At 58.2% G+C, this 21891-nt stretch carries 14 protein-coding genes and 2 tRNA genes; 10 read left to right on the top strand and 6 right to left on the bottom strand.

Going from position 1 to position 21891, the window contains the following annotated elements; genetic code table 11:
- Nucleotides 1–250: 250 nt before the first annotated feature.
- Both ACNAZA_RS11700 and ettA read right to left on the bottom strand, forming a co-directional pair.
- Nucleotides 251–2779, bottom strand: coding sequence for a DUF1631 family protein (locus ACNAZA_RS11700; RefSeq protein WP_415796752.1), 2529 nt, complete (start codon nucleotides 2777–2779; stop codon nucleotides 251–253).
- A gap of 48 nt (nucleotides 2780–2827) precedes the next feature.
- Nucleotides 2828–4489 carry an energy-dependent translational throttle protein EttA gene (gene ettA, locus ACNAZA_RS11695; RefSeq protein WP_120967080.1) on the bottom strand — a complete coding sequence of 554 codons (1662 nt, stop codon included), beginning with the start codon at nucleotides 4487–4489 and terminating at the stop codon, nucleotides 2828–2830.
- Nucleotides 4490–4755: 266 nt separating this feature from the next.
- Here ettA and ACNAZA_RS11690 point away from each other — a divergent pair, with 266 nt between their 5' ends.
- The 7 genes from ACNAZA_RS11690 (at nucleotide 4756) to hdhA (ending at nucleotide 12971) form a co-directional block, all read left to right on the top strand.
- Nucleotides 4756–6633, top strand: coding sequence for a DEAD/DEAH box helicase (locus ACNAZA_RS11690; RefSeq protein ID WP_415796750.1), 1878 nt, complete (start codon nucleotides 4756–4758; stop codon nucleotides 6631–6633).
- Between the two features lie 204 nt (nucleotides 6634–6837).
- Nucleotides 6838–8586 carry a M14 family metallopeptidase gene (locus ACNAZA_RS11685; RefSeq protein ID WP_415796749.1) on the top strand — a complete coding sequence of 583 codons (1749 nt, stop codon included), beginning with the start codon at nucleotides 6838–6840 and terminating at the stop codon, nucleotides 8584–8586.
- 387 nt (nucleotides 8587–8973) lie between these two features.
- Complete coding sequence (locus ACNAZA_RS11680; protein WP_415796748.1) at nucleotides 8974–9282, top strand: hypothetical protein; 309 nt, start codon at nucleotides 8974–8976, stop codon at nucleotides 9280–9282.
- Nucleotides 9283–9553: 271 nt separating this feature from the next.
- Nucleotides 9554–9931: a hypothetical protein gene (locus ACNAZA_RS11675; protein WP_415796747.1), complete on the top strand. Its 378-nt coding sequence runs from the start codon at nucleotides 9554–9556 to the stop codon at nucleotides 9929–9931.
- A gap of 106 nt (nucleotides 9932–10037) precedes the next feature.
- Nucleotides 10038–10496 carry a universal stress protein gene (locus ACNAZA_RS11670; RefSeq protein WP_415796746.1) on the top strand — a complete coding sequence of 153 codons (459 nt, stop codon included), beginning with the start codon at nucleotides 10038–10040 and terminating at the stop codon, nucleotides 10494–10496.
- A 346-nt stretch (nucleotides 10497–10842) separates the two neighbouring features.
- The gene (locus tag ACNAZA_RS11665; RefSeq protein ID WP_415796744.1) at nucleotides 10843–12057 is read left to right on the top strand and encodes a GGDEF domain-containing protein; all 1215 of its coding nucleotides are present in this window, start codon (nucleotides 10843–10845) and stop codon (nucleotides 12055–12057) included.
- A 146-nt stretch (nucleotides 12058–12203) separates the two neighbouring features.
- Nucleotides 12204–12971: a 7-alpha-hydroxysteroid dehydrogenase gene (hdhA, locus tag ACNAZA_RS11660; RefSeq protein ID WP_415796743.1), complete on the top strand. Its 768-nt coding sequence runs from the start codon at nucleotides 12204–12206 to the stop codon at nucleotides 12969–12971.
- Nucleotides 12972–13201: 230 nt separating this feature from the next.
- On the opposite strand, the gene ACNAZA_RS11655 is transcribed toward hdhA, so the two are convergent.
- From ACNAZA_RS11655 to ACNAZA_RS11645, 3 genes are all read right to left on the bottom strand, one after another.
- Entirely contained in the window at nucleotides 13202–13426 is a 225-nt protein-coding gene (locus ACNAZA_RS11655; protein WP_415796742.1) for a hypothetical protein, read from the bottom strand.
- A gap of 1907 nt (nucleotides 13427–15333) precedes the next feature.
- A tRNA-Gln gene (locus tag ACNAZA_RS11650) sits at nucleotides 15334–15410 on the bottom strand.
- Nucleotides 15411–15510: 100 nt separating this feature from the next.
- Nucleotides 15511–15587: transfer RNA gene (locus tag ACNAZA_RS11645), tRNA-Met, on the bottom strand.
- A gap of 1008 nt (nucleotides 15588–16595) precedes the next feature.
- Between ACNAZA_RS11645 and ACNAZA_RS11640 the strand changes: the two genes are divergently transcribed.
- Genes ACNAZA_RS11640 through ACNAZA_RS11630 form a run of 3 tightly spaced genes read left to right on the top strand, consistent with a single transcriptional unit; the run spans nucleotide 16596 to nucleotide 21685 of the window.
- Nucleotides 16596–17522, top strand: a complete 927-nt coding sequence (locus ACNAZA_RS11640) for a DUF4007 family protein (RefSeq protein ID WP_415796741.1) — start codon at nucleotides 16596–16598, stop codon at nucleotides 17520–17522.
- Complete coding sequence (locus ACNAZA_RS11635; protein WP_415796739.1) at nucleotides 17515–20850, top strand: ATP-binding protein; 3336 nt, start codon at nucleotides 17515–17517, stop codon at nucleotides 20848–20850. The genes ACNAZA_RS11640 and ACNAZA_RS11635 overlap by 8 nt, the downstream gene beginning before the upstream one ends.
- Complete coding sequence (locus ACNAZA_RS11630) at nucleotides 20843–21685, top strand: phosphoadenosine phosphosulfate reductase domain-containing protein (RefSeq protein ID WP_415796738.1); 843 nt, start codon at nucleotides 20843–20845, stop codon at nucleotides 21683–21685. The genes ACNAZA_RS11635 and ACNAZA_RS11630 overlap by 8 nt, the downstream gene beginning before the upstream one ends.
- A 121-nt stretch (nucleotides 21686–21806) precedes the next feature.
- On the opposite strand, the gene ACNAZA_RS11625 is transcribed toward ACNAZA_RS11630, so the two are convergent.
- Nucleotides 21807–21891 (bottom strand): IS3 family transposase (locus tag ACNAZA_RS11625; RefSeq protein ID WP_415796868.1); only part of this gene is annotated, 85 nt, incomplete at its 5' end.

Genomic DNA, 21891 nt, shown 5'->3' with positions numbered 1-21891 from the left:
TGCTATCGCACCACGGCAAGCAGTGCAACACTGCATTCAAGGTACTGGGGCATTGACGCTGCGGCTGAACAAGACCATGCCCAGGGTTTGCCGCTACCAGCGGCAAACCCCATTCTCAATCGATGCACTGAGTCGGGCTGCCTGCAGACAGCGGCCGTGGCATGGCTGAATCCAGGTTCAGAAGAAAGCCACTCTCAAACGGATTTCTGCAACAACGTCGTTTTGAGTGCACGATTTCCAATGGCACTCATTACCGCTTAATCCGCTGCAGCTGCCCTTGCGCCAGCAACTTGTCCCGCATGCGGCGGGTCATGGATTGCGTGCTGCCGTCGGCGGCGGTAAACAGAAACAGGGTTTGCTGGGGACTCACCCAGGTCAGCCGCGTGCGCAACTGCTGACGTTCGTTGCTCAATTCAACCCAGCAGCCCAAAGCCCACTCCTCTTCGGACTGCTGCGAAGTCAGTTCGGCCCTGGAAAACAGGGTTTGAGGGTCTGAATTACTCACCGCCCGCACACCAAAATCAGTAGCACCTTGCGCTTTATGTAATTGGGCTACAGCACTTTTCTTCCATGATTCTGGCAATTCAGCAGGCGCAGAAGGCGAGCCAGCAAATGCGGACTCCAGCACGCCGATTGGCCTGGTTTGCCAGCTGAGGTCAAACCTCTCTTTGACACCGGCGCCAGAGCTCGGCAAGTTCAAGACCGCTGCTTCCTGCAACGGTGCCTGCAGGGTTTCATCTGCGCCGTCCAGCGAGCCAAGCATGCTGGGAAGCATGTCCAGCACGCCGGCTTCAGTGGTGATATCCGGCCTGGACGAGGCCTGGGCCAGACCCGCATCCAGCGCGTCCTGATGCAATCCTGCCAAGCGGGCAGCCAAGGCCTGGATCTCGGCTTCGGTTCGGCCCACGCTGCGCAAGCCGTTGGCCAGGCGGGTCTGCAGCCTGGGCGCGAGCATGGCCAGGCGTCGGGTATCGGTGCAGGCATGGGCGGATACGCTCCACAACAGGCTGGGCACCAGGGCCATATATCCCCCCGGGTCATTTTCGGACTGGCCTGCTTGCGGGGCCAGTTGTTGCTGTGTGCTTGCAATGACCTGGGCCCAGGGACCGGTCACAAAATCCAGTATGTCCTCAGGCACCCCCTGGGCGCTGGGCAGGCGGGCAATGGCCTGGGCGATATGCGCAGAGTCCGGCATGGCGGCTTGTGCCTCATGCGCCGAACGACGGTGCTCATCGGCAAACTTGAGAGCTGCACTCAGCGGCCCGTGATAGCTGCTCTGCTGCGGGGCTCTGTTCAAACCTGCCGCCGCCGCTGCTGCCGGAGCTGCGCCTGGCTGCCGCAGCGAAACATGCTCTCCGGCGCGGCTCCAACCTTCGCGCATATGCTGCAACACGTAAGCAAAGCCCTGGGCATCCACCGTCGGCAGAGATGCCAGCTGCACGGCTGCCGCTTGCGTGATCTGCATGAAATGGGCAAAGCCCGGTGCGGCCTCATTGGGGAACCACAAGCTGCGCGCGGTCAGCTCGTCCAGCAGCAGGCGCGCGGGGTGCTGGCTGTCTTCGAAAAATCGGCCATCGAACTCGACCAGCTGTATCAGCACCGGCTCGAGGCTGCGCAAAACACGCTGCACGGCAGGCTGCAGGCGCACATCCCCGGTCATGTGCACCATCATGCGCAGCAAGGTACGAACCTGGGGCGATACCGTGGGTGCAGGCTCTACCGCCTTGAATAGCTGAGCGACCTGGCTGGGATGGTGCTGTATGGTCTCCAGGGCCGTCGCGGAATAGGAGGTCCAGCCCGCCTGCAGCACATCGGGTTCGGCCAGCAAAGGGGACAGCACGCCCAGATCTGTTCTGTTGAGACCAAACCAGTCAGCTTGCGACGGCGCACCCAACCCGTGCAGCATGGAATCGGTCAATGCCTGGGGGATGGAATGCAGGTTGTCGTCTATCCAGCGGGGATCGGAAATCAGCTCCTGCAAGACGCGCAGAGTCAGCAAATCCTCGTGCTGGGCAGCATAGGCACGACTCTGGCTCATGGCGTCGCCATACTGCGGCGGCGCCTGCCAGCCGGGCCGCTGCAAGGCGGTCCTGTCGCTGCGGCGGCGCAGCAAAGCATCGGTGGTCTGTGTAGGTTGGCCATAAAGAGCGGGCACAACGCCCTGCTCTCTGAGATAAGCCGCTGTCCGTGCATATTCGGAAGCCAGCAAGCTCCCCAGCGAACGCCCCATGCACTGCAACCAGCATTCGGCCACGGCCTCATCGACCGGTATGGAGCCAATGACCTGAGCCAGAGCGCGCAGATAGTTTTCGGGTCTGAGGGGGTTGCTCTCGGGCTGCACGCGGGCCATGCCCTGTGCGGCACTGACCAGTGAGTCCAGATCGGCCAAGGCCAGTTCGACCTGAGAAGCCAGCTCCTGCTGCAGCTGCCTTCTCAGCAGCGATTGTCTGTGCGCGGCGTCATCAAGCGGGGCACAAGAAGCCAGGTGGTCGGCTCCGCCATTCGTTGCGAAGGAAGAAAAAGGTTGGCGCGCAGCCTGAAGCAAGGTCTCAAGCAGGGCCTGTGGGTAGCCATTGACGAGGCTGTGGTGGTGCTTCAGCAGGTCTTGATAGGCGGCGGCACGCAAAGCCGTTTCGCCAGATAGCTGCGGCACGGAATCCAGCGGCTGCAAAGCCACTTGTGCACGCTGCACGAACCGCAAAGCGAGCGCTTGCGCATTGCGCACTGCCTGAACCAGGCAGGTGCGCAACACGGAAACGGGTACTTTTGCGAAATTCATGGCCGCAAGAATACCCTCTCCTGACTCAGCCAGGAGACATTTACCAGCTTACTTTAACGCCTTGTAACGCATGCGTTTGGGTGCAGCGCCCTCTTCGCCCAGACGCTTCTTCTTATCGGCTTCGTACTCTTGGTAGTTACCGTCAAAGAACACCCACTGCGAATCTCCTTCGGCAGCCAGAATGTGCGTGGCGATACGGTCCAGGAACCAGCGATCGTGGGAGATCACCATCACGGTGCCGGCGTATTCCAGCAGCGCGTCTTCCAGGGCACGCAGTGTTTCCACGTCCAAGTCGTTCGACGGTTCGTCCAGCATCAGCACGTTGCCGCCCTGGATCAGGGTCTTGGCCAGGTGCAGACGGCCACGCTCACCACCGGAGAGGTTGCCGACCTTCTTTTGCTGGTCCTGACCATTGAAGTTGAAGCGGCCGGCGTAGGCACGCGAGGCCATCTGGAACTTGCCCACGGTGATGATGTCGAGGCCGCCGGAAATGTCTTCCCACACGGTCTTCTCGTCGGCCAGCGCATCGCGGTGCTGGTCCACAAAAGCCATCTTCACGGTGGAGCCAATATCCACAGTACCCGAATCGGGTTGTTCCCTGCCGGCAATCAGCTTGAACAGTGTCGACTTACCGGCGCCGTTGGGGCCGATGATGCCGACGATGGCGCCGGCAGGCACGTTCATGGACAGGTTGTCGATCAGCAGGCGGTCGCCAAAAGCCTTGGAGACATTGTTGAACTCAATGACTTTGCTACCCAGACGCTCAGCCACAGGAATAAAGATTTCCTGTGTTTCGTTGCGCTGCTGGTATTCGTAATCGCTCAGCTCTTCAAAGCGGGCGATACGGGCCTTGGACTTGGCCTGGCGGCCCTTGGCGTTCTGGCGCACCCATTCCAGCTCCTTCTTCAAGGCCTTGGCACGGGCTTCTTCACCCTTTTGTTCGGCTTCCAGGCGGTTGCCCTTTTGCACCAGCCAGTCGGAGTAATTGCCCTTGTAGGGAATGCCGTGGCCACGGTCCAGTTCCAGAATCCACTCGGCAGCATTGTCGAGGAAATAGCGATCGTGGGTAATGGCCACCACGGTGCCGCTGAAACGGTGCAGGAATTGCTCCAGCCAATCCACGGATTCGGCATCCAAGTGATTGGTGGGTTCGTCGAGCAGCAACATGTCGGGTTTAGACAACAGCAGCTTGCACAGCGCCACGCGGCGCTTTTCACCGCCGGACAGCAGGCCGACCTTGGCATCCCAGGCAGGCAGGCGCAGAGCGTCGGCGGCAATTTCCAGCTGGTGCTCGGAGTCGGTGCCGGCGGCGGCAATGATGGACTCCAGCTCGCCTTGCTCGGCAGCCAGGGCATCGAAGTCGGCGTCCTCTTCCGCGTAGGCGGCGTACACCTCTTCCAGGCGTGCCTTGGCGTTGTTCACCTCGGCCATGGCTTCTTCCACCGCTTGGCGCACCGTGTGCTCGGGGTTGAGCTGGGGCTCCTGGGGCAGGTAGCCAATCGACAGGCCAGCCATGGGAATGGCTTCGCCCTCGTACTCCTTATCGACGCCAGCCATGATCTTCAAGAGCGAAGACTTGCCGGAGCCGTTCAAGCCCAGCACGCCGATCTTGGCGCCGGGGAAAAAGCTGAGAGAAATGTCCTTCAAGATCTGGCGCTTGGGAGGCACCGTCTTGGTGACATGGTTCATCGAAAAGACGTATTGGGCCATGTATGACTCTTAGAGTTGCTTGGTTTTATGCAAAAAAATGTGCTGCTTATGACAGCAAGCAAGCCATGATTATCGGTGCATGCGACAATACCCTTCGCAACAGGCTTCCAGTTGCCTATTGCAGCAGCACTTCAGCTGGGGACAAAGGGCTTGCGGTCCGGGCTCCCAACACGCAACTTTATCTGCCTAAGACTGGTCGGGCGACCCCCTACGGGCCGCCATGACAGGCTGATACCCCGCGCCCAGGATTGGCGCAACTGATCACAATGACATTTGAAGAACTGAATCTGGCTCCCGCCATCCTCAAGGCCGTGCAAGAGCAGGGTTACGAGAACCCCACGCCCATCCAGGCCCAGGCCATTCCTCTGGTACTTGCAGGCCACGACCTGCTGGCCGGCGCCCAGACCGGCACCGGCAAGACTGCAGCCTTCACGCTGCCCATGCTGCAGCGCCTGTCCAACGGCACGGCACCTCGCAACAAATTCGGCGGCAAGGGCATTCGCGCTCTGGTGCTGACCCCAACCCGCGAACTGGCTGCGCAGGTTGAAGAAAACGTGCGCAACTACGCCAAGCATCTGGACATCAACTCCACCGTCATCTTTGGCGGCGTGGGCATGAAGCCGCAGATTTCCCGCATCGAAAAAGGTGTGGACGTGCTGGTGGCAACACCGGGCCGCCTGCTGGATCTGGCGCAGCAAGGCTTTATGGACTTGTCCACCGTCGAAATGCTGATTCTGGACGAAGCCGATCGCATGCTGGACATGGGTTTCATCCATGACGTGAAGAAGGTTTTGGCCCTGGTGCCCAAGAACAAGCAAAGCCTGCTGTTCTCCGCTACCTTCAGCGATGAGATTCGCGAACTGGCCAACGGCCTGCTCAAGAACCCGCAATCCATCCAGGTCACGCCCCGCAACACCACGGTGCAGCGCATCAAGCAGATCATCCACCCCGTGGGTCGCGGCAAGAAAAAGCAGGTTCTGCTGCACATCATCCAGGAAAACAACTGGAGCCAGGTGCTGGTGTTCACCCGCACCAAGTTCGGCGCCAACAATGTGGCCGACTACCTCACCAAGAATGGCGTATCCGCCATGGCCTTGCACGGCAACAAGAGCCAGAGCGCCCGTACCCAGGCACTTGAAGGCTTCAAGACCGGTGAGTTGCGTGCACTGGTTGCTACAGATATCGCTGCACGCGGTATCGACATCGACGAATTGCCGAACGTGGTGAACTACGAAATCCCCAACGTTTCCGAGGACTACGTGCACCGCATCGGCCGCACGGGCCGCGCCGGACGTGAAGGCAATGCCGTGAGCCTGGTGTGCATGGATGAAGAAGGCTTCATGATGGACATCGAGCGCTTTACCAAGCAGGAAATCCCTGTGCAGGTGCTCGAAGGTTTTGGCCCTGAAGAAGGCGAGAAGGCCGAACCCATCGCCATGGGCCGCCAGACCATCTGGGGCGGTGCAGGCAAGCCACCTAGCCGCGATGTGATGCAAGCCGCTGCCAAGGCTGCGCGCCAGGAAATGATGGAACGCATCCGCACCACCAAGACCACCCAAGGTGATCGCGGCGGTCGTGGCGGCCGCTCCAATGGCCGCTCCGCCGATGCCAAGCAGGCCGGTGAAGGCTTTGGCGAACAAGCCCATGACGCCACGTCCCGTCCGGCACGCAACCACAAGCCCCGCGGACGCGTCAGCAGCGCCGGCGGCCAGCAAGGCGGCCGTGAGTACCGCGAACCCGGCCAAGGACAGGCCCTGGGCCATCGCGACCATGGTGATCGTGGTGGAGACCGCAACTTTGGCCAGGGCGATCGCGCTCCCCGCCCTCAAGGCGATCAGCGCGCAGCACCCAAGCGCGGTGGCGCCCGCCAATTTGGCGATCGCGAACGTGGAGGCGGCCGTTATGAAGACCAACCACCGCGTCCAGATGCTCACCTGGGCACCCAACAAGGCCATGCACGCAGCAATGCTGCGCGTGGCAACGCTGGCGGACAGCCAGACCCCATGCGCACCAGCGTAGACAGCATGGCTGATCGCGGCCGCCGTGGCGGTTTTGGCGGCAATCGCAGCGGTGGCGGTGGTGGCGGCTTCGGCGGCAACCGCGGAGGCAACCGAGGTGGCTCTGGCGGCGGTTACAACCGCTGATAGCTGACACAAAGCCAAGCGCTTAACCTCTTAGAAAAAGGGCTGCAATCACCCCATTGCGGCCCTTTTGCTTTTTCCACCCTCTTCATGGCAACGCGCTGACAGCGACCCGCAAGCCTGCAGGAATAACATGCAGCCAGAGTATGAGAAGCTCTGGCCATGCCCTCTCTGGCAAGCTCTTTAGATTCATCTAATTTTTGACTTATGACTTTTTTGCCCACACACATGTCACCCCGTGCTTTGCGTTCTGCCAGCAATTGGCCGTCTGGCATGTTGCGGCTGACCGCTGTGGGTGCCGTCGTCATGCTTACCGCCTGCGCCAACGTCACGCTTTCAACCTGGCCTGACCCGGGCGCCAAGCCGGCCACGGCAAGCCCCCCTGCACCCACCAGCGGGGTCCAGCCAGCAGCCGGCGCAGCCACCGCCCAAGCAGTACCTTCCAGCCCTGCGTTGACGTCTCTCCCCTATAACCCGGCCATTGAAGAGCGATTCCCCGACCCGGCGGTGCGCTATGAGACTCCCGGACTGAGCGGCCAGCGCCAAGGCTTCACGACTCAAGCGGAGGTCTCCGACTGGCTGCAGTCACTGGCCAGCAAGTCACAAGGCTCAGGCAATTTACTGGCCGTCGCCAATATCGGCACCACGCAGCGCGGCACCCCCATCCAGGCACTGGTCGCCACGCATGCGACCAGTACTCAGGCCACGGCACTCAACAATAGCGCTCGCCCCACGGTCCTCCTGGTGGGCCAACAGCATGGGGATGAGCCGGCCAGCGCAGAGGCACTGCTGATCATTGCCCGCGAGCTGGCCCCACGCGGCCTGCTGGAGCCTTTGCTGCAGAAAATCAATGTGGTGATCGTGCCGCGCGCCAACCCCGATGGGGCAGAAACTGCCAGCCGCCTCACGGCCGATGGCACCGATCTTGCCAAGGACCACTTGCTACTGAGCACTCCCGAGGCCCGCGCCCTGGCCACCTTGATACGTGATTACCGCCCTGCGGCCGTAGTCGACTTGCGCGAATACCAGGCTGCTGGCATTTTTTTGCAGAAGTACCAAGCCGTTCAGCGTTACGACGCACTGCTGCAATACGCCAATACCGCCAACACGCACGAGTTTGTGACCAAGGCTTCGCGCGAATGGTTTACCCAGGCTCTGCGCAGCGCTCTGACCCAGGCAGGCCTGAGCAACGAGTGGTATTACCAAACCAGCGAACAAATGAACGATAAATCGCTGTCCATGGACAGCGTGAATCCGGACACCCTGATCAATTCCAGCAGCCTGAAAAACGCGGCAGCTCTGATGGTCGCCAGCCGGGGTGCAGATTTGGGCACCCTCCATATCCAGCGGCGTGTGCACACCCTGGTCACTGCAGCCACCAGCGCGCTTCGCATGACGGCGGAAAAGGCCAAGAACCTCCATCAGGTAGAAGATTTTGTAGCCCGCGACATCGCTTCACAGGCCTGCCGCAAGCAGCTGGTCGTGGAAGCGCAGCCCATGCAGGAGCAGCGCACTATCAACATGCTGCAGGCTCAATCCGGTGCCGAACAGCAGGTGCGCGTGAACTGGACTTCTGCTTTGCAGCTGAACAACAGCAAAACCCGCTCCCGGCCATGCGGCTACTGGCTGTCGACAAGCTCCAGCCAGGCCGCTGAGCGCCTGCGCCTGCTGGGCGTGCAAGTGATGCAGGTGGCAGAAGCTGGTCAGGTACTGGCCGACTCCTACCAGCCAGCCGTCAACACGGGCGGTAGCCCTGTGTTGACTCGCGGCGCGATTGAAGCCCCTGTGGGCAGCTTCTATATCTCGCTCAATCAGGCCAAGGCCCATCTGGCCACCGCAGCACTGGAACCCGATACACCCTATAGCTACCTGAACAAGGGAGCCATCCTCACCACCTCGGATATTGCACGTGTGGTTGCGACGCCCTCGGTGGTATTTGAGGAAGATGCCGACTAGGTATAGGACGTCATCAGCAACGACATCTCAAGCAACCCATTTCTGGAGCACACCTTCGGAAATGGGCTCTGACCCCATCGCCATCGCCCAGCATGCTGATAGCAACGACTCCTACAGGCAAAACCAGCCCCCGATACACACAGCACGTAACACTCTGTAGTCGGAAAGCGAGTCCACACTCCGCTCCATAGCATGGAGCACTGGAAACCAGCAACCACGGGGGAACGGCACCCAAGCTCACAACCGGGCTCCACTCAGCCTATCCTCACACGATTCAGACTCCTACATCTATTACAACAAGCACTTGATACAACTAGGTTGCGAATGCAAAACATTGTGAATCAATGATTTTGAAGTCCATCGTTGCAAACATTTGGGAGTCTGCACATGAACAAACCCAACCTCACAACCAATAACGCCAACCGAGCCTACGTGCGCCTGCACACCTACGTCACCAAGCTGCAGGCGTGGGAAGATTTCGCCAAGGCCTACTGCGTAGTGCTGGACTCTAAAGACAGTGAGGGAGCCAGCCAGTGCGTGGTACAGGTTCTGGACAAGGTAGGTCAACCGGCCGCCCTGGGGCCCAAAATTCCCAACCAGATCACCTTCTCGTCGCGCAAAGCGCCCGCCATGGCCATCTGGACGGAATGCTTTAACGATGGCAAGTTCAGCTGGCGCAATGTGTCATGCCGCTAAGGATCAACTCGGCATGGATACCCGCCAGCCCAATCCAGCCTGAAGGTCACTCCAAAATGTAAAAAGGCAACGCATGCAAGCGCGTTGCCTTTTTGCTCAGCCCCAGCCATCCGTCTCACATCGCATCGATGAGCGCTAGTCACTACAGGCGATTCAATTTTTCAGTAATGCCTCACATGCATTTTCAGCCTGCTTCGCTTCAGCCACTAGGCAAGCTTTATATGGATTCAGTTTATTGATTTTGATAGCTGTCAACGCTTGATATGTATTTGTGAGTGGCACTTTTCATTCAAATAAAAATTTGAATTTTGCCAGCCATATGGCCGGATCTATCAAACAGGGTATTGGCCTCAACGGTCAGCCATGGAAACATCCGCTCACACCCGCCATGAAGGGAGCGTTTATGTGCGCATCTAGCAAATTCCTGGGGCACATCTACGCGCGAGACGGCCACGGCGCACCGCGCCTGATCCTGGCCCACCAGAACTTCGATGAGATCATCACACCCTACGGCATGGCCATCAAGCCAGGGGATCTATTCTTTCTGACACCAGATCATCTCAAGGTCAACTGGCTCAATGAGCGACAGTTCGAAATTGAGGATACCGGCGAAATTCTGACCCGAATTCCCTTAGAGATCACAGAGTAACGCCAGGCAGCAAAGCGGGTGAATTTCGTTCTGTGTATTGCGAAGGTGCAAAGACTGGAATAGATTGACAGCAACGCACTCTCCGTATTGCGTGAGGAGATTGAACATGTTCAAACATCTGCTGATCCCCACAGATGGCTCCAAACTATCGGAGGCCGCAGTGCGCTCCGGCATCTGCTTTGCCCGTGAGCAAAATGCCAGGGTTACGGGCCTGTATGTGATGCCGGACTACCGCACCGTCATCTATGGTGCAGATGCTTTGCTGTCGGCCAATCACACCGACTTCACCGATAGCGTGAACACCGACGCCGACAATGCGTTGCAGTACATGGAGCGGATCGCCAGACAGGAAGGTGTGAGCAGCAAATTCGTTCGCGTAACCAGCGTTTCCATCTACCAGGCAATCATCGACCAGGCAGAAGAAAGCGCGTGCGATCTGATATACATGGCCTCCCACGGCCGCAGAGGCATAGCCGCCATCTTGCTGGGAAGCGAAACCCAACGGGTGTTGACCCACACCCGCATTCCTGTGCTGGTGCACCGGTCGGCCTCGGTGAGTTCATAGACAGCCGCGAGCTGCTCATGCGCTGACTACCAGGCAAGCGCCCTCCACCATCGTCTACTTTGGCAAAGCCCTCAGAGATGTCTGATGCGCAACAGGCACTTGCTCGGGTGTGCGTCACTCGGCTCAAGCAAGGGTTGGCACTTAGCGAGCCACCATCTCTCAGTCAGACGATGCCTCTTTTTGCAAAAAAAGCAGAATAAAAAAATATAAAGCACTGACAATTGCATCCAGTTGTTATGTCATAGGAAAAGAGACTGAACCTACCATTTCTGGGGAACTGACTAGAGCCAAGCACCTTTCTTGAAGCCGTGACATCTATCGCCGCTTCAGCTGCATCAATAACGACATGCCCATAGAAAACGACCATGTCTTTGTACTAGCCCCGTCCATAGCCATTCTTTTTTTGGCTGCTCTCCTGGGCACTTGCTGGCTGGTCCAACGCCAACAGCGCTTCCTTCTCTGGCAGTGCTCGGCATACTCATTGACGGCTGTTCCCTTGGGCTTTCAAAGCTTCGCTTCCGCCGATGTGCTCCAGCGCTACGCAGTACTGGTAGGAGCGCTGTACCTGCTGGGCTCATGGTGCCTGACCAGGAGCTGGGCAGAGCGCTGGAATGTGTCGATACACCCTCGGGTCGCACTGATGGTGAGCATTGCGACCCTGTCGGCACTGTTTTATTTCAGCCGAGTTGAGCAAAACATGTGGGCCCGCGTGAATTCATTCAGCATAGGCACAGGCCTCGTGCTGCTGCTGCCCATTTGGGAAGCTCTTCAAAAGCAGCGCTCTAAAGAACGGCTAGACCAGGCATTCTTCTGGCTGTGCGTGATTTTCACGGCCTACACCTTCACACGGCCGCTGCTCATCTCGCTCCTGGGCTTTTCCGATCCCAAGGGTTTTGTGCACTCCACTTATTGGCTGATCACATTGATGAGCATCCTGCTTTTCGCGCTGCTCTTCACGGTGTTGATGTGCGCCATCACCCTCAGAGAAACCATCAATCAGCTGCGCAGAGAACGTGATCATGACGCGCTGACGAAGATCCTCAATCGCCGGGCATTTCATGAAGCAGCCCAGCAGCGCATGGCCGACAAGCGCCTGTATCCCATGGTCGTTTTGGCGGGTGACATTGATCATTTCAAGCGCATCAACGACGCTTGGGGCCACCATCGTGGCGATCAGGTTTTGCAGCTGGTCTCCTCCACACTGCAACGCTGCCTTCGCACCCATGATCTGGTTGCGCGCTTTGGGGGAGAAGAATTTGTTCTGCTGCTGACGCGCATCGATCTGCAAAATGCAGAAAGCGTGGCTCAACGCATCCGCAGTGAACTCAGCGCCGACAGAACTGTGCTGCCCCAAGGCCCTGATTTGAGCATGAGCTTCGGCATCGCCCCCATTACCGATTCAGATCAGCTGGAGAAGGTGTTGAAAGAGGCAGACGAGCTCCTCTACGGCGCAAAGAATGCCGGCCGCGACCGCGTGCATGTCGCTGGGACCCACTACCCGGACATCTCGTTTGAGTCCACCGCACCCATGGGATTGCACATGGCCCCACTCAACGAGTGAGCTCCGCACCTTTTCACGGAACTTCTGTCATGCCCATGCCTGCTGAAAACACGCTGGTCTGCTCCAACTGCTTTACCATCTTTCAGCCAGATGCATGTTTGTCATGCCGCCCCATCCAGGCGGCAGGTGCTGAAAGGGATTTCACCATGTATGAGCCAGCTCACTTCCAACTCGACAAACAGGTCGCCGTCATTACCGGCGCAGGCGCAGGCATAGGCCGGGCCATCGCTGAAACCTTTGCCGCCGCCGGCTCCGCCGTGATGGTCAGCGATTTGAACCTTGAGGCAGCCACTGCCGTTGCCCAAGACATCGAAGCCCGGGGCGGACACGCAGCAGCCATGGCCTGCGATGTAACGCGCGAAGAAGAGCTGGAGCAGCTAATTGCGCAGACCACAAAGCGCTTTGGCAAGCTGACCCTCTTGGTCAGCAATGCCGGTGGCGGTGGACCCAAGCCATTTGACATGTCTATGCAGGAGTTTCGGCGAGCCTTCGATCTGAACGTGTTCTCCCTGTTCCGGCTGGCCCAATTGGCAGCCCCTGAGATGGAAAAAGCCGGCGGCGGAGCCATGCTGGCCATTACCTCCATGGCAGGCGAAAACAAAAACCGGCGCATGGCGGCCTATGGTTCATCGAAAGCTGCGGCCAACCACCTGGTCCGCAATATCGCGTTTGATCTGGGCCCCATGGGTATCCGCGTCAACGGCATCGCCCCCGGTGCCACGCGCACTGATGCATTGGAATCCGTGCTCAACGATGACATCCTGAAAGCCATGCTGCTGCACACCCCCATCCAGCGTCTGGGCGAGCCACAAGACATTGCCAATGCAGCACTGTTTTTATGCTCCCCCGCTGCGAGTTGGGTCAGCGGGCAAATCCTCACCATCTCAGGCGGCGGAGTTCAGGAACTGGACTGACTCAAAAGCTTCAGACTGTCCGCCTTTTAGCCCCGTACACAAGCCTGTCGTTATAAAACGGATCGTGAAATTGACATCTCAGCCTGGGCCAAAACCGAACGAACCGATCCAGCATGCATGCCGCATGACTGCGCGGCAGAGCAGATCAATGCCCAGATGAAAAGCCCTGAGGACCTGCAGCATGGAATCTCGGCAGACCAATTAACTGCACCAGATGCGACTCTTCCTTCTTAATCATGGCGCCAGCCAAGACCTGCAGAAGTGTCATCTCCGCCAGCCCAGGACTGCGCACCACCTGTACCTTCATACACCCCGCGTCCCCATTCACGGCTCATATCGTTGTTTCTCATAGCCTGGCTGACACTTTGATCTGTGTTGCGCCCAAGATCATGCGATGACATTGCACACCCCGACAGTGCACCAGCAACTGCAGCAATTAAAAGTAGCGCTTTCATGGCAACTCCTTCAATGAGTGGAGCCAAGCACGCTAGCCCTACCGGGGAAGGAGTGTGTAAATCGATGTTCTATTCCGCCACCGACGAACCAATTCGCATATCCGCCCGCTTTAAAGCAGGCTTCGTTTTTTTGAAGGCCCGATGGTTAATAACATGATCTTTTAATGCATCGCTGAGAGCGAACAGGGCCATCTGCAGTTGTAGAAGAATTCGCTGCAAAAGACGGTTTTTACAGAATGCGACGCCACTCCGGAGCGCTCGGCGGGCTGAGCTTTGCCTTGTGGCGAGAAGCATGGGCTACTGACTGAATCGGCGGCTAACCAATGGATGACGCGCCTCATGTGCACCGATTTCACGAAATGCCCTCACGAGGCTCATTTTGAAGGCGCGGCGACAATCAGCACCTTATCGCTATTGTTGCTCTGGCTCAGCGGGCCATGCGCCTAGTCCCACGGGCCTTAGACCAGGCTCCCACACGCACCACTCTACGTGATGCCTTTGCTTGTCCCGGCATGCACGCAGAATGGCTGGATGAAAAGGCTGTCCAATGCCTCAAGGTAAATCCTTGATGGCCTGCAGCATGTAGCAGTGGCATGCCGCTCGACTGCGCAGATGTGCGCCTACCTGTTGCGGGCACCGAAAAAGGGACCATCCCCTCCAGCCCAAGAGCGCATTCCTCCCTGACCGTCATACATCCAGCGATCGCCATCCCTATCCATTGCGCCCATAGCCTGACTTGCACCTTGATCTGGTGCACGCCCTGAATCACGCGCAGGCATCGCACATCCCGACACCAGCGCACTAGCAACTACAGCAATTAAAAATAGCACTTTCATAGCAACTCCTTCAATGAGTGGAGCCTCGCACGCTAGTCCTATCAGCACCAGAACATGTAAGTCGATGTTCCATTTCTCCACCGACAAACCAATTCACATACCCTCCTGCTTTGAAACGGCATCACGTTTTCGTGAACCCAATGTTTAAAAACATGATCATTTACCGCGCCAGCGAGAGCTGACAAAGAGATATTCAACTGTTGGAAGACTCGCTTCAAAAGACGGTTTTTACAGAATGCGACGCCACTCCGAAGCACTCTGCAGGCTGAATGCCTCGCTTGGTAAAAGCATGGCCCCCGCGTTGAGTCCACGGCTGAGGCGATCAGGACAGAGGCGGGCAAGCAGCCCTCGCGCCTCCCGCGCCGTTTTGGCAATGTGACAAGCCCTGCAGATTGCTTGAAGGTTTTCTCTTGCATCCATTTACTCGCGGGTCTTGCCCGTTCGCTTGACTTGGGATGTGATTGACCTCTTGGCCCGCTGACACAGCGCCTGACTTAGCGCATGGTTAGCACAAGCCGGAATCTCGCTGCATGACCCAGTCTCGAATTTTTTGCCAAGCATAGTCATAGACCCGCGCTTTGGCAGTGCCTCGACCCCATCGATTCCACCCACTGACTTCGGATTGATACCCATCGCAGAACCCCGACGGCGAACGCGATAGCGTGTTGCAGCCACGATAAAGACAAGGCTTGTTAGGGCACAGAAGGATTGCTCACCTCACCCGGACGCTGCATCACCTCGATCTTGGGCAGATGGGGCTTTGAATGAGGTGCCGCCCCGAGTGATCCGCCCCAGTTGCAATACCTGTGATCGTCGGGAGTGCTCGGTGGCGGCAGAAACAAAAAAGCCGCCAAAAACGGACCCGGGCGGCAGTGGTCAGCTTGCGGCTTACAGGAGACCAACGAAAAAGCCCCGGCAGTTTAGGCCAGGGCTTCGAAATTCGCGCCAGGGGTTAAGCCATCTTTCAGTGCTACAACCAGACCCAGCGCTTTGCATCTTGCCTGCGGAGTATGACAACCAGATGGCAAAAGCCTCGACTGCGTGAGCAATCGAGGCTTTGGTATGCGGTACTGGCAGGGGAAGAAGGATTCGAACCTTCGCATGCCGGAATCAAAATCCGGTGCCTTAACCAGCTTGGCGACTCCCCTAGAGGAGCGGGATTGTAGTGCAAATTTCCAGTGCTCAAAGCGACTTCGACACTGAACACAATGAAAAAGCCCTGACCGTTTCCGACCAGGGCCTTCTTTTTGGTTGCGAGGGCTGGATTTGAACCAACGACCTTCGGGTTATGAGCCCGACGAGCTACCAGACTGCTCCACCTCGCGATATTTCGCGTCGGGGGGCTGGCCACCATTCCTAGGCGCCTGCTGCTATCCCCGACAAGCGAATTCTACCACATCTGAATAAATTCACAGCATGTACACACATCCAGTACACAACCAACTCGCTCATAGCGAAATCAACAAAGCCCGCTGGCGAACCTAGCGGGCTTTTGTTTTTCTCAACCACCACACCACATGATTACGTTGCTGAACCCGGGTCGATTTAGAGCTTTTCCAGCTTGCCTACCTCGATCCCCTGCAGCTTGACAACATCGAATCTAAGTGATTGATTTTTCAAAAGAAAAAGGGGTTCAATGAACTTCATTGAACGCTGGCGTCTATTGAATCACCTCCCACAAGGCCCATTAAACAACAATTTCAGGAAAAATTCTCATGTTTTTGTTCCCCATGTTGTTCCCCCGTTTGAGCTCAACTAAGACTGGACTGCTTTGAAATGAATGGTTCGATTTCGGGCTCACTTGAATTCTTTCACGCACATCTCATGCCTTCGAAACTACAGCCCGAGATCCCCGAACCGAACCGCGCGGTATCCGAAAGACACACCTAGCTCACAGCCTCTAAGGTGACATGAAGCAACGGCATAGTCGAATATGCATTGCAATCACCAAACGCGCTGTGCCCAGCCCCCGTAAAAATTTGGCAGCAGGAAGGCGTGGGAATCTGAACACCCTCCTTCTTGAGACCAGTCTCGCAGTATCAATTGGCAGCCCCCGCAGGCATGCCTGAGTCCCGGCCATGCTACCCCACCAGTTCGATGTGCGTGCAATTACCCGTTTCCCACCCACATCTCATCTAGCACTGTGCTGAGCAGCAAGTGCCCTACGGCGGGCAATCCGTACTGAGATCACAGCTCAAGTTACATACGACCTCACTGCGCACGACTACCCACCTCAAAATACTGTTATTATTTACAGTACAATCCAACAAGTTGAACTGGTGATCTTCACCAGTTGGAGTAGTGAGATCTGATGGCACGCTAGAATCACCGCTATGAAAACCACATCAAACGTCAGCGGAGGGAGAGTCGCCCACTTTTCGGGGCACGAGACATTTCCTCTGCGCCAAATGTGGCTCAAGAAGGCCTTTGATCAAGCGATCGAAGGTGATTTGATCCACAAATCCGTCTTCACCGATGCGAATGCAATCGCTGAGTTCGGCGTCGGCAAAAACATGGTCGCCTCAATCCGACATTGGGCCTTGGCATGCGGTCTTATGTATGAAGATGAAGCAAGTGGCGAATTCCGTGTTGGTGGTATTGCCCGTGAAATTTTCGACGACAGTGGTCTTGACCCTTACGCAGAGAGCTCTTCGACAGCGTGGTTTGTCCATTGGCAACTTGCGGGTCATTGCTTTCGCTCAACCACATGGTATTGGCTTTTCAACCATGTGACGGCACCATCGTTCACCCGTCAAGAGCTTGAAGAGCCGCTTGCACGACATGCCCGTGAGCTCAACCCGAAACACAGGCTCTCTGCTTCAACAATCTCGCGCGACTTGGAGACTTGCCTTCGGAGCTATGCACCTCGTGCAGCGGGAAACTCACCAGAAGATTTTGCCGAGCCTCTGCTTGGTGAGTTAGGTCTCTTGCAGGAACCCCATAAAGGCCAATACATCTTCCGCCGTGGCCCGAAGACCTCACTACACGATGGCATCTTTGCCTATGCCCTCGTCGACTTCTGGGATCGCGAGGCCGAAGGTCAAAGCTCGCTCGCCTTCGAAACCATCGCCTACGCCGAGGGGTCGCCGGGTAGGGTCTTCAAGCTCGACGAAGAGTCGATCGCCCAACGACTCATCGCTCTCTCCGACTTCACTGAGCGCAAACTCGAATGGACCGACTCCGCGGGCCTTAGGCAAGTCCATCGCAAAGAGCTTTCAAAGGAAGAAATCAAGAACATGATTAGGCGCGCTTATGACTGATAAGAAGCAACTGGCGCTGTCCGACATCGTCCAAATTTCGCGGCATTACCAGCGCTCCATCCGCGTTGATGCGGACATCGGCAGAGCCGATGCCCTCTCCGGCTACATCTGTCATGCGACGGCCAACGCCGTAATCGATGGCATGTGTAAGCAGCTTGCCCACACCAACCAACGCAGCTTTACGTGGACCGGCCCCTTCGGAGGCGGTAAGAGCTCGCTGGCTGTCGCCTTGGCAAGCGCGCTGCATTCTGACAAGAACCTGAGAATCAAGGCCCGCGAGACCTTGAACCTGGACTCCAAACCCGCCTTCGACAAGGCCTTCCCGGTGCACAAGGGATGGCTGCTTGTACCGGCCGTGGGCCGGCGCGGAAGTGTGGTCTCCGAACTCCATGCGTCGCTGCGCCGTGCGCAGGGCCGCAACATCGACGGCCGCAGCAAGCCCTCCTCCCAATCCTTGATTTCTGAGCTTCTTGAAGAAGCCAAGAGTCGGCAGCAGGATGGCGTGTTGGTCATCATCGACGAGATGGGCAAGTTTCTGGAGGCCTCCGCCCTAAGCTCTGGCGACGATGTCTACTTTTTCCAAGAGTTGGCCGAAGCGGCCGCGCGCTCCGAGGGCCGCCTAGTGGTCGTGGGCGTTCTGCATCAGTCCTTCGCGCAATATTCTGCTCGCCTGGGCATCGACACCCGCGATGATTGGGCCAAGGTTCAGGGTCGGTATGTTGACCTCCCTTTCGTAGCCGCTAGCGACGAGGTAGTCGAGCTAATTGGCCGCGCGATCGAGGTCAAGCGGTACCCCGACTGGATAGCCGATGCGTCCCATGCTATCGCCGATGCGATCCGCGCGCGTCGCCCTGCCGTGGGCAAGGACTTCGCCAATAGCCTGAAGGCCTGCTGGCCACTGCATCCGGCCATGGCCGCGCTGCTCGGCCCGATCTCCAAGCGGCAGTTCGGCCAAAATGAACGTAGCACCTTCGGCTTCCTGTCGTCTGTGGAGCCCCATGGCTTCCGCTCTTACTTGAACTCCACGCTCGTCGAGCAAGCAAGTTGGTATCGGCCAAGCGACTATTGGGACTATCTGCGCTCGAACTTGGAGCCTGCGATCCTTGCTTCACCCGATGGACATCGCTGGTCGCAGGCCGTCGAAGCGGTCGAACGGGCCGAGGCCAAGACGGGTGACGACTTGCTCGTGGCGATGATCAAGAACATCGCGGTCATTGACCTCTTCCGCAACGGCTCAGGCCTGGCAGCCGATGCTGCTGTAATCTCCTCGCTGTTCTATCTAAGGCCGGCTGAAGAGCTCGAAGCCGCTCTGCAAAAACTCTCCGAGCTCAAAGTCGTCCTTTACAAGAGCTACACCGGCGCTTGGTCGGTGTTCGAAGGCAGCGACTTCGACATCGACGCAGCCATCGCTCAGGCCCTGGCCGCTTCTCCTGGCATCGACTACGCCCGGCTCGCACAGCTCATGGGCCTGCACCCTGTCGTGGCCAAGCGCCACTATCACGAGACGGGCTCCATGCGCTGGATGGAACTCTCGCTGTGCAGCATTGAACAAGCCGAGAAAATTTCTGCAGACTACCGCCCCAAGAAGGGTGAATTCGGTATCTTCATCCTTGCACTGCCGAGCAAAGGCATGAAGCCTAGGGACGCGAGAAAACGCGCTCAGGCCTGCGCCAAGCTTCGTCCTTGGCCGGTGATGATCGGAATCCCTGAAAACCACGTCCGCATTGCCGAGCTCTCCGCGGAGCTAGTCGCATTGGAGCAAGTCAAGGATCGCCACGAGCTCTCTGGCGACGCCGTCGCCCGTCGTGAGGTCTACGCTCGATTGGCTGCCACCCGTGCCAACCTGGAGGATCAGCTGCAAGCTGCAGTATCACTGGCGAAGTGGCACAACGGATCCGATCAAGTCGTCGAGCCGGGCGCAAAGCTATCGCCAGTGGCCTCGGAGCTGGCCGAAGAGCTATTTGGAGATTCGCCGCTGGTATGGAGCGAGCTGGTCAACCGCGACAGCGTGTCGAGTAATAGCGTCAAGGCCCGCCGCGACCTCCTGCATGCGATGATCAACACTGAGGGTCAGGAAGCTTTGGGGTTCGAGGGCTACCCGGCTGAGCGCGGCCTCTACGAAACGCTGCTCAAACGCACAGAGCTGCATCGCCAAGACGCCTTCGGAGCCTGGCGCTGTATGCCGCCGGACGATCAATTCGCCACAGGCTTCAAGGCCATGTGGGACGAGACACGCGCCCTCTTCTTAGACTCCGACGCCCGTGTGGGTGCGCACGAAATCTACGCGCTGTGGAGCGCGGCCCCCTTCGGCATGAAGTTGGGGATCCAGCCTGTGGTCCTCACGGCTTTCCTCCTCGCCCACAAGGCCAACATCGCCGTCTACAAGGACGGGATGTTCTTGCCACGGCTTACTGACTTCGACATCGACGAGTGCCTCCAAGACCCCGACCGCTTCTCGCTACGTTGGGTGGCTATCGACGAGGACAAGAACCGGATCCTCGAAGGTATCTCAAAGCTTCTGGCCGAGATCGGCGAGAACGCCGGCGCAGCCGATCCGCTCGAGGCCGCCCGCGGCCTGGTGGCGATGGTCTTCAACCTGCCCGAATGGGCCCGCCGGACATCGCGGCTGGGGCAGACTACCAAGGACATGCGCGACCTGCTCTTGAAGGCCAGCGATCCGCACAAGGTCTTGTTCGTCGACCTGGCTTCCCTTCTGGGCGCGACCGACGGCAAGGCCTACGTGAAGGCGCTGCGCGCGCCGCTGCAGGAGCTCGCCGGCGCCTACGGCAAGATGCTCTCTGAAGTCGAGGGCAAGATGCTCTCCGCCCTCGACGCGAGCAGCGACGACCTCGAAGCGCTGCGCGAGCGCGCGAAGTCAGTCTCCGGCATCTCGGGCGATTTCCAAATGGATGGCTTCGCCACGCGCCTGGCCAACTACGACGGATCGCGCGCCTCCCTCGAAGGCATCCTAGCCCTGGCGGCCGAGCGGCCTCCTCGCGACTGGGTGGACCGCCATATCGACGCGGCCGTGTTGGAGTTGGCCAAGTTCGCCCGGCGCTTCCGCGAGTCAGAGGCTTTCGCGGCCGTGCAGGGCCGCAAGGCGCACAGCGAAGCAATCTCGGTCATCATCGGTGCAGGCTCGGACACCAAGACGATCTCGCGCTCGTTCGCGATTCCGGACAAGCATCGCAAGACTGTGGAGACCAAGGCCGACGAGCTCACCTCGATGCTCGAAGGGCAAGGCTTGGGGACCGATGTATTGCTGGCTATCCTCGCCAAGGCCGGGATGAAGCTGGCGTCTATCGACAAGGAGGCGGCCAATGGCTGAGCGGCATGTTCTGGGGATCTCCGGCGGAAAGGACAGCGCAGCGCTCGCAGTCTACATGGCCGCCAACCACCCCGAGCTCGACATCGAATACTTCTACACCGACACCGGCGAAGAGCTGCCTGAGGTCTACGAGTTCCTCGCCAAGCTCGAAGGCAAGCTGCACAAGCCGATCCTGCGGCTAAACCCCAACCGCGACTTCAAGTTTTGGTTGCGCCAATACAACCACTTCCTGCCCAACCCCAATTCGCGCTGGTGCACTCGGAAGTTGAAGCTCGCCCCGTTCGAGGAGTGGGTCAAACCAATGCTCGCGGCCGGCGACAAGGTCACGTCCTATGTGGCCATCCGCGCCGATGAGGACTACCGCGAGGGCTATGCGTCAAAGGCCGACAACCTCTTCGTTAAGCTGCCCTTCCGTGAGGCCGGCATCGACAAGGCTGGCGTCATAGACATCTTGGAGAACTCCGGCGTCGGCTACCCTAAGTATTACGAATGGCGTTCGCGCAGCGGCTGCACTTTCTGCTTCTTCCAACAGAAAATCGAGTGGGTGCGCCTGCGCGAGAAGCACCCAGACGCCTACGAGGCGGCCAAGGCACTCGAGAAGGACGCCTTGGAGCACGGCTCGCCTTTCACTTGGTCCAAGGGCGAATCGCTTGTTGATATGGAACAGCCCGAACGCGTGGCCGAGATTGAGGCGGAATACAAGATTCGCCGTGAACGCATGCGCAAGGCTATTCCCATCAATCCATTGCGGCCTGTGAAGGCATGCCCTGACGACATCGACGACATTTATGGCGTCGACGAAGGCAACGGCTCCTGCGCTGTCTGTCACAAATAAATTCGCGCAATATCGCCTGAGCCGTGGGCTCAGGGCTGTCGAGCTTCTACCTTGTGTTGATTTCCACCCAGAAGTGACCCACTAGCCCCGGTGGAGGTGCGGATAAAAACTTGGACTGGTTTTATGCGGCTAGGCCAAGCTTGTGCCGGTATTCCACAGGACTTAAACGTCCCAGAGATACTTTGATACGTTTTTCGTTGTACCAA

Origin of the sequence: Comamonas aquatilis, assembly GCF_965139575.1 — a bacterium.
Classification (GTDB): Bacteria; Pseudomonadota; Gammaproteobacteria; order Burkholderiales; family Burkholderiaceae_C; genus Comamonas; species Comamonas aquatilis.
This window is presented reverse-complemented; position numbering and strand designations above follow the sequence as displayed.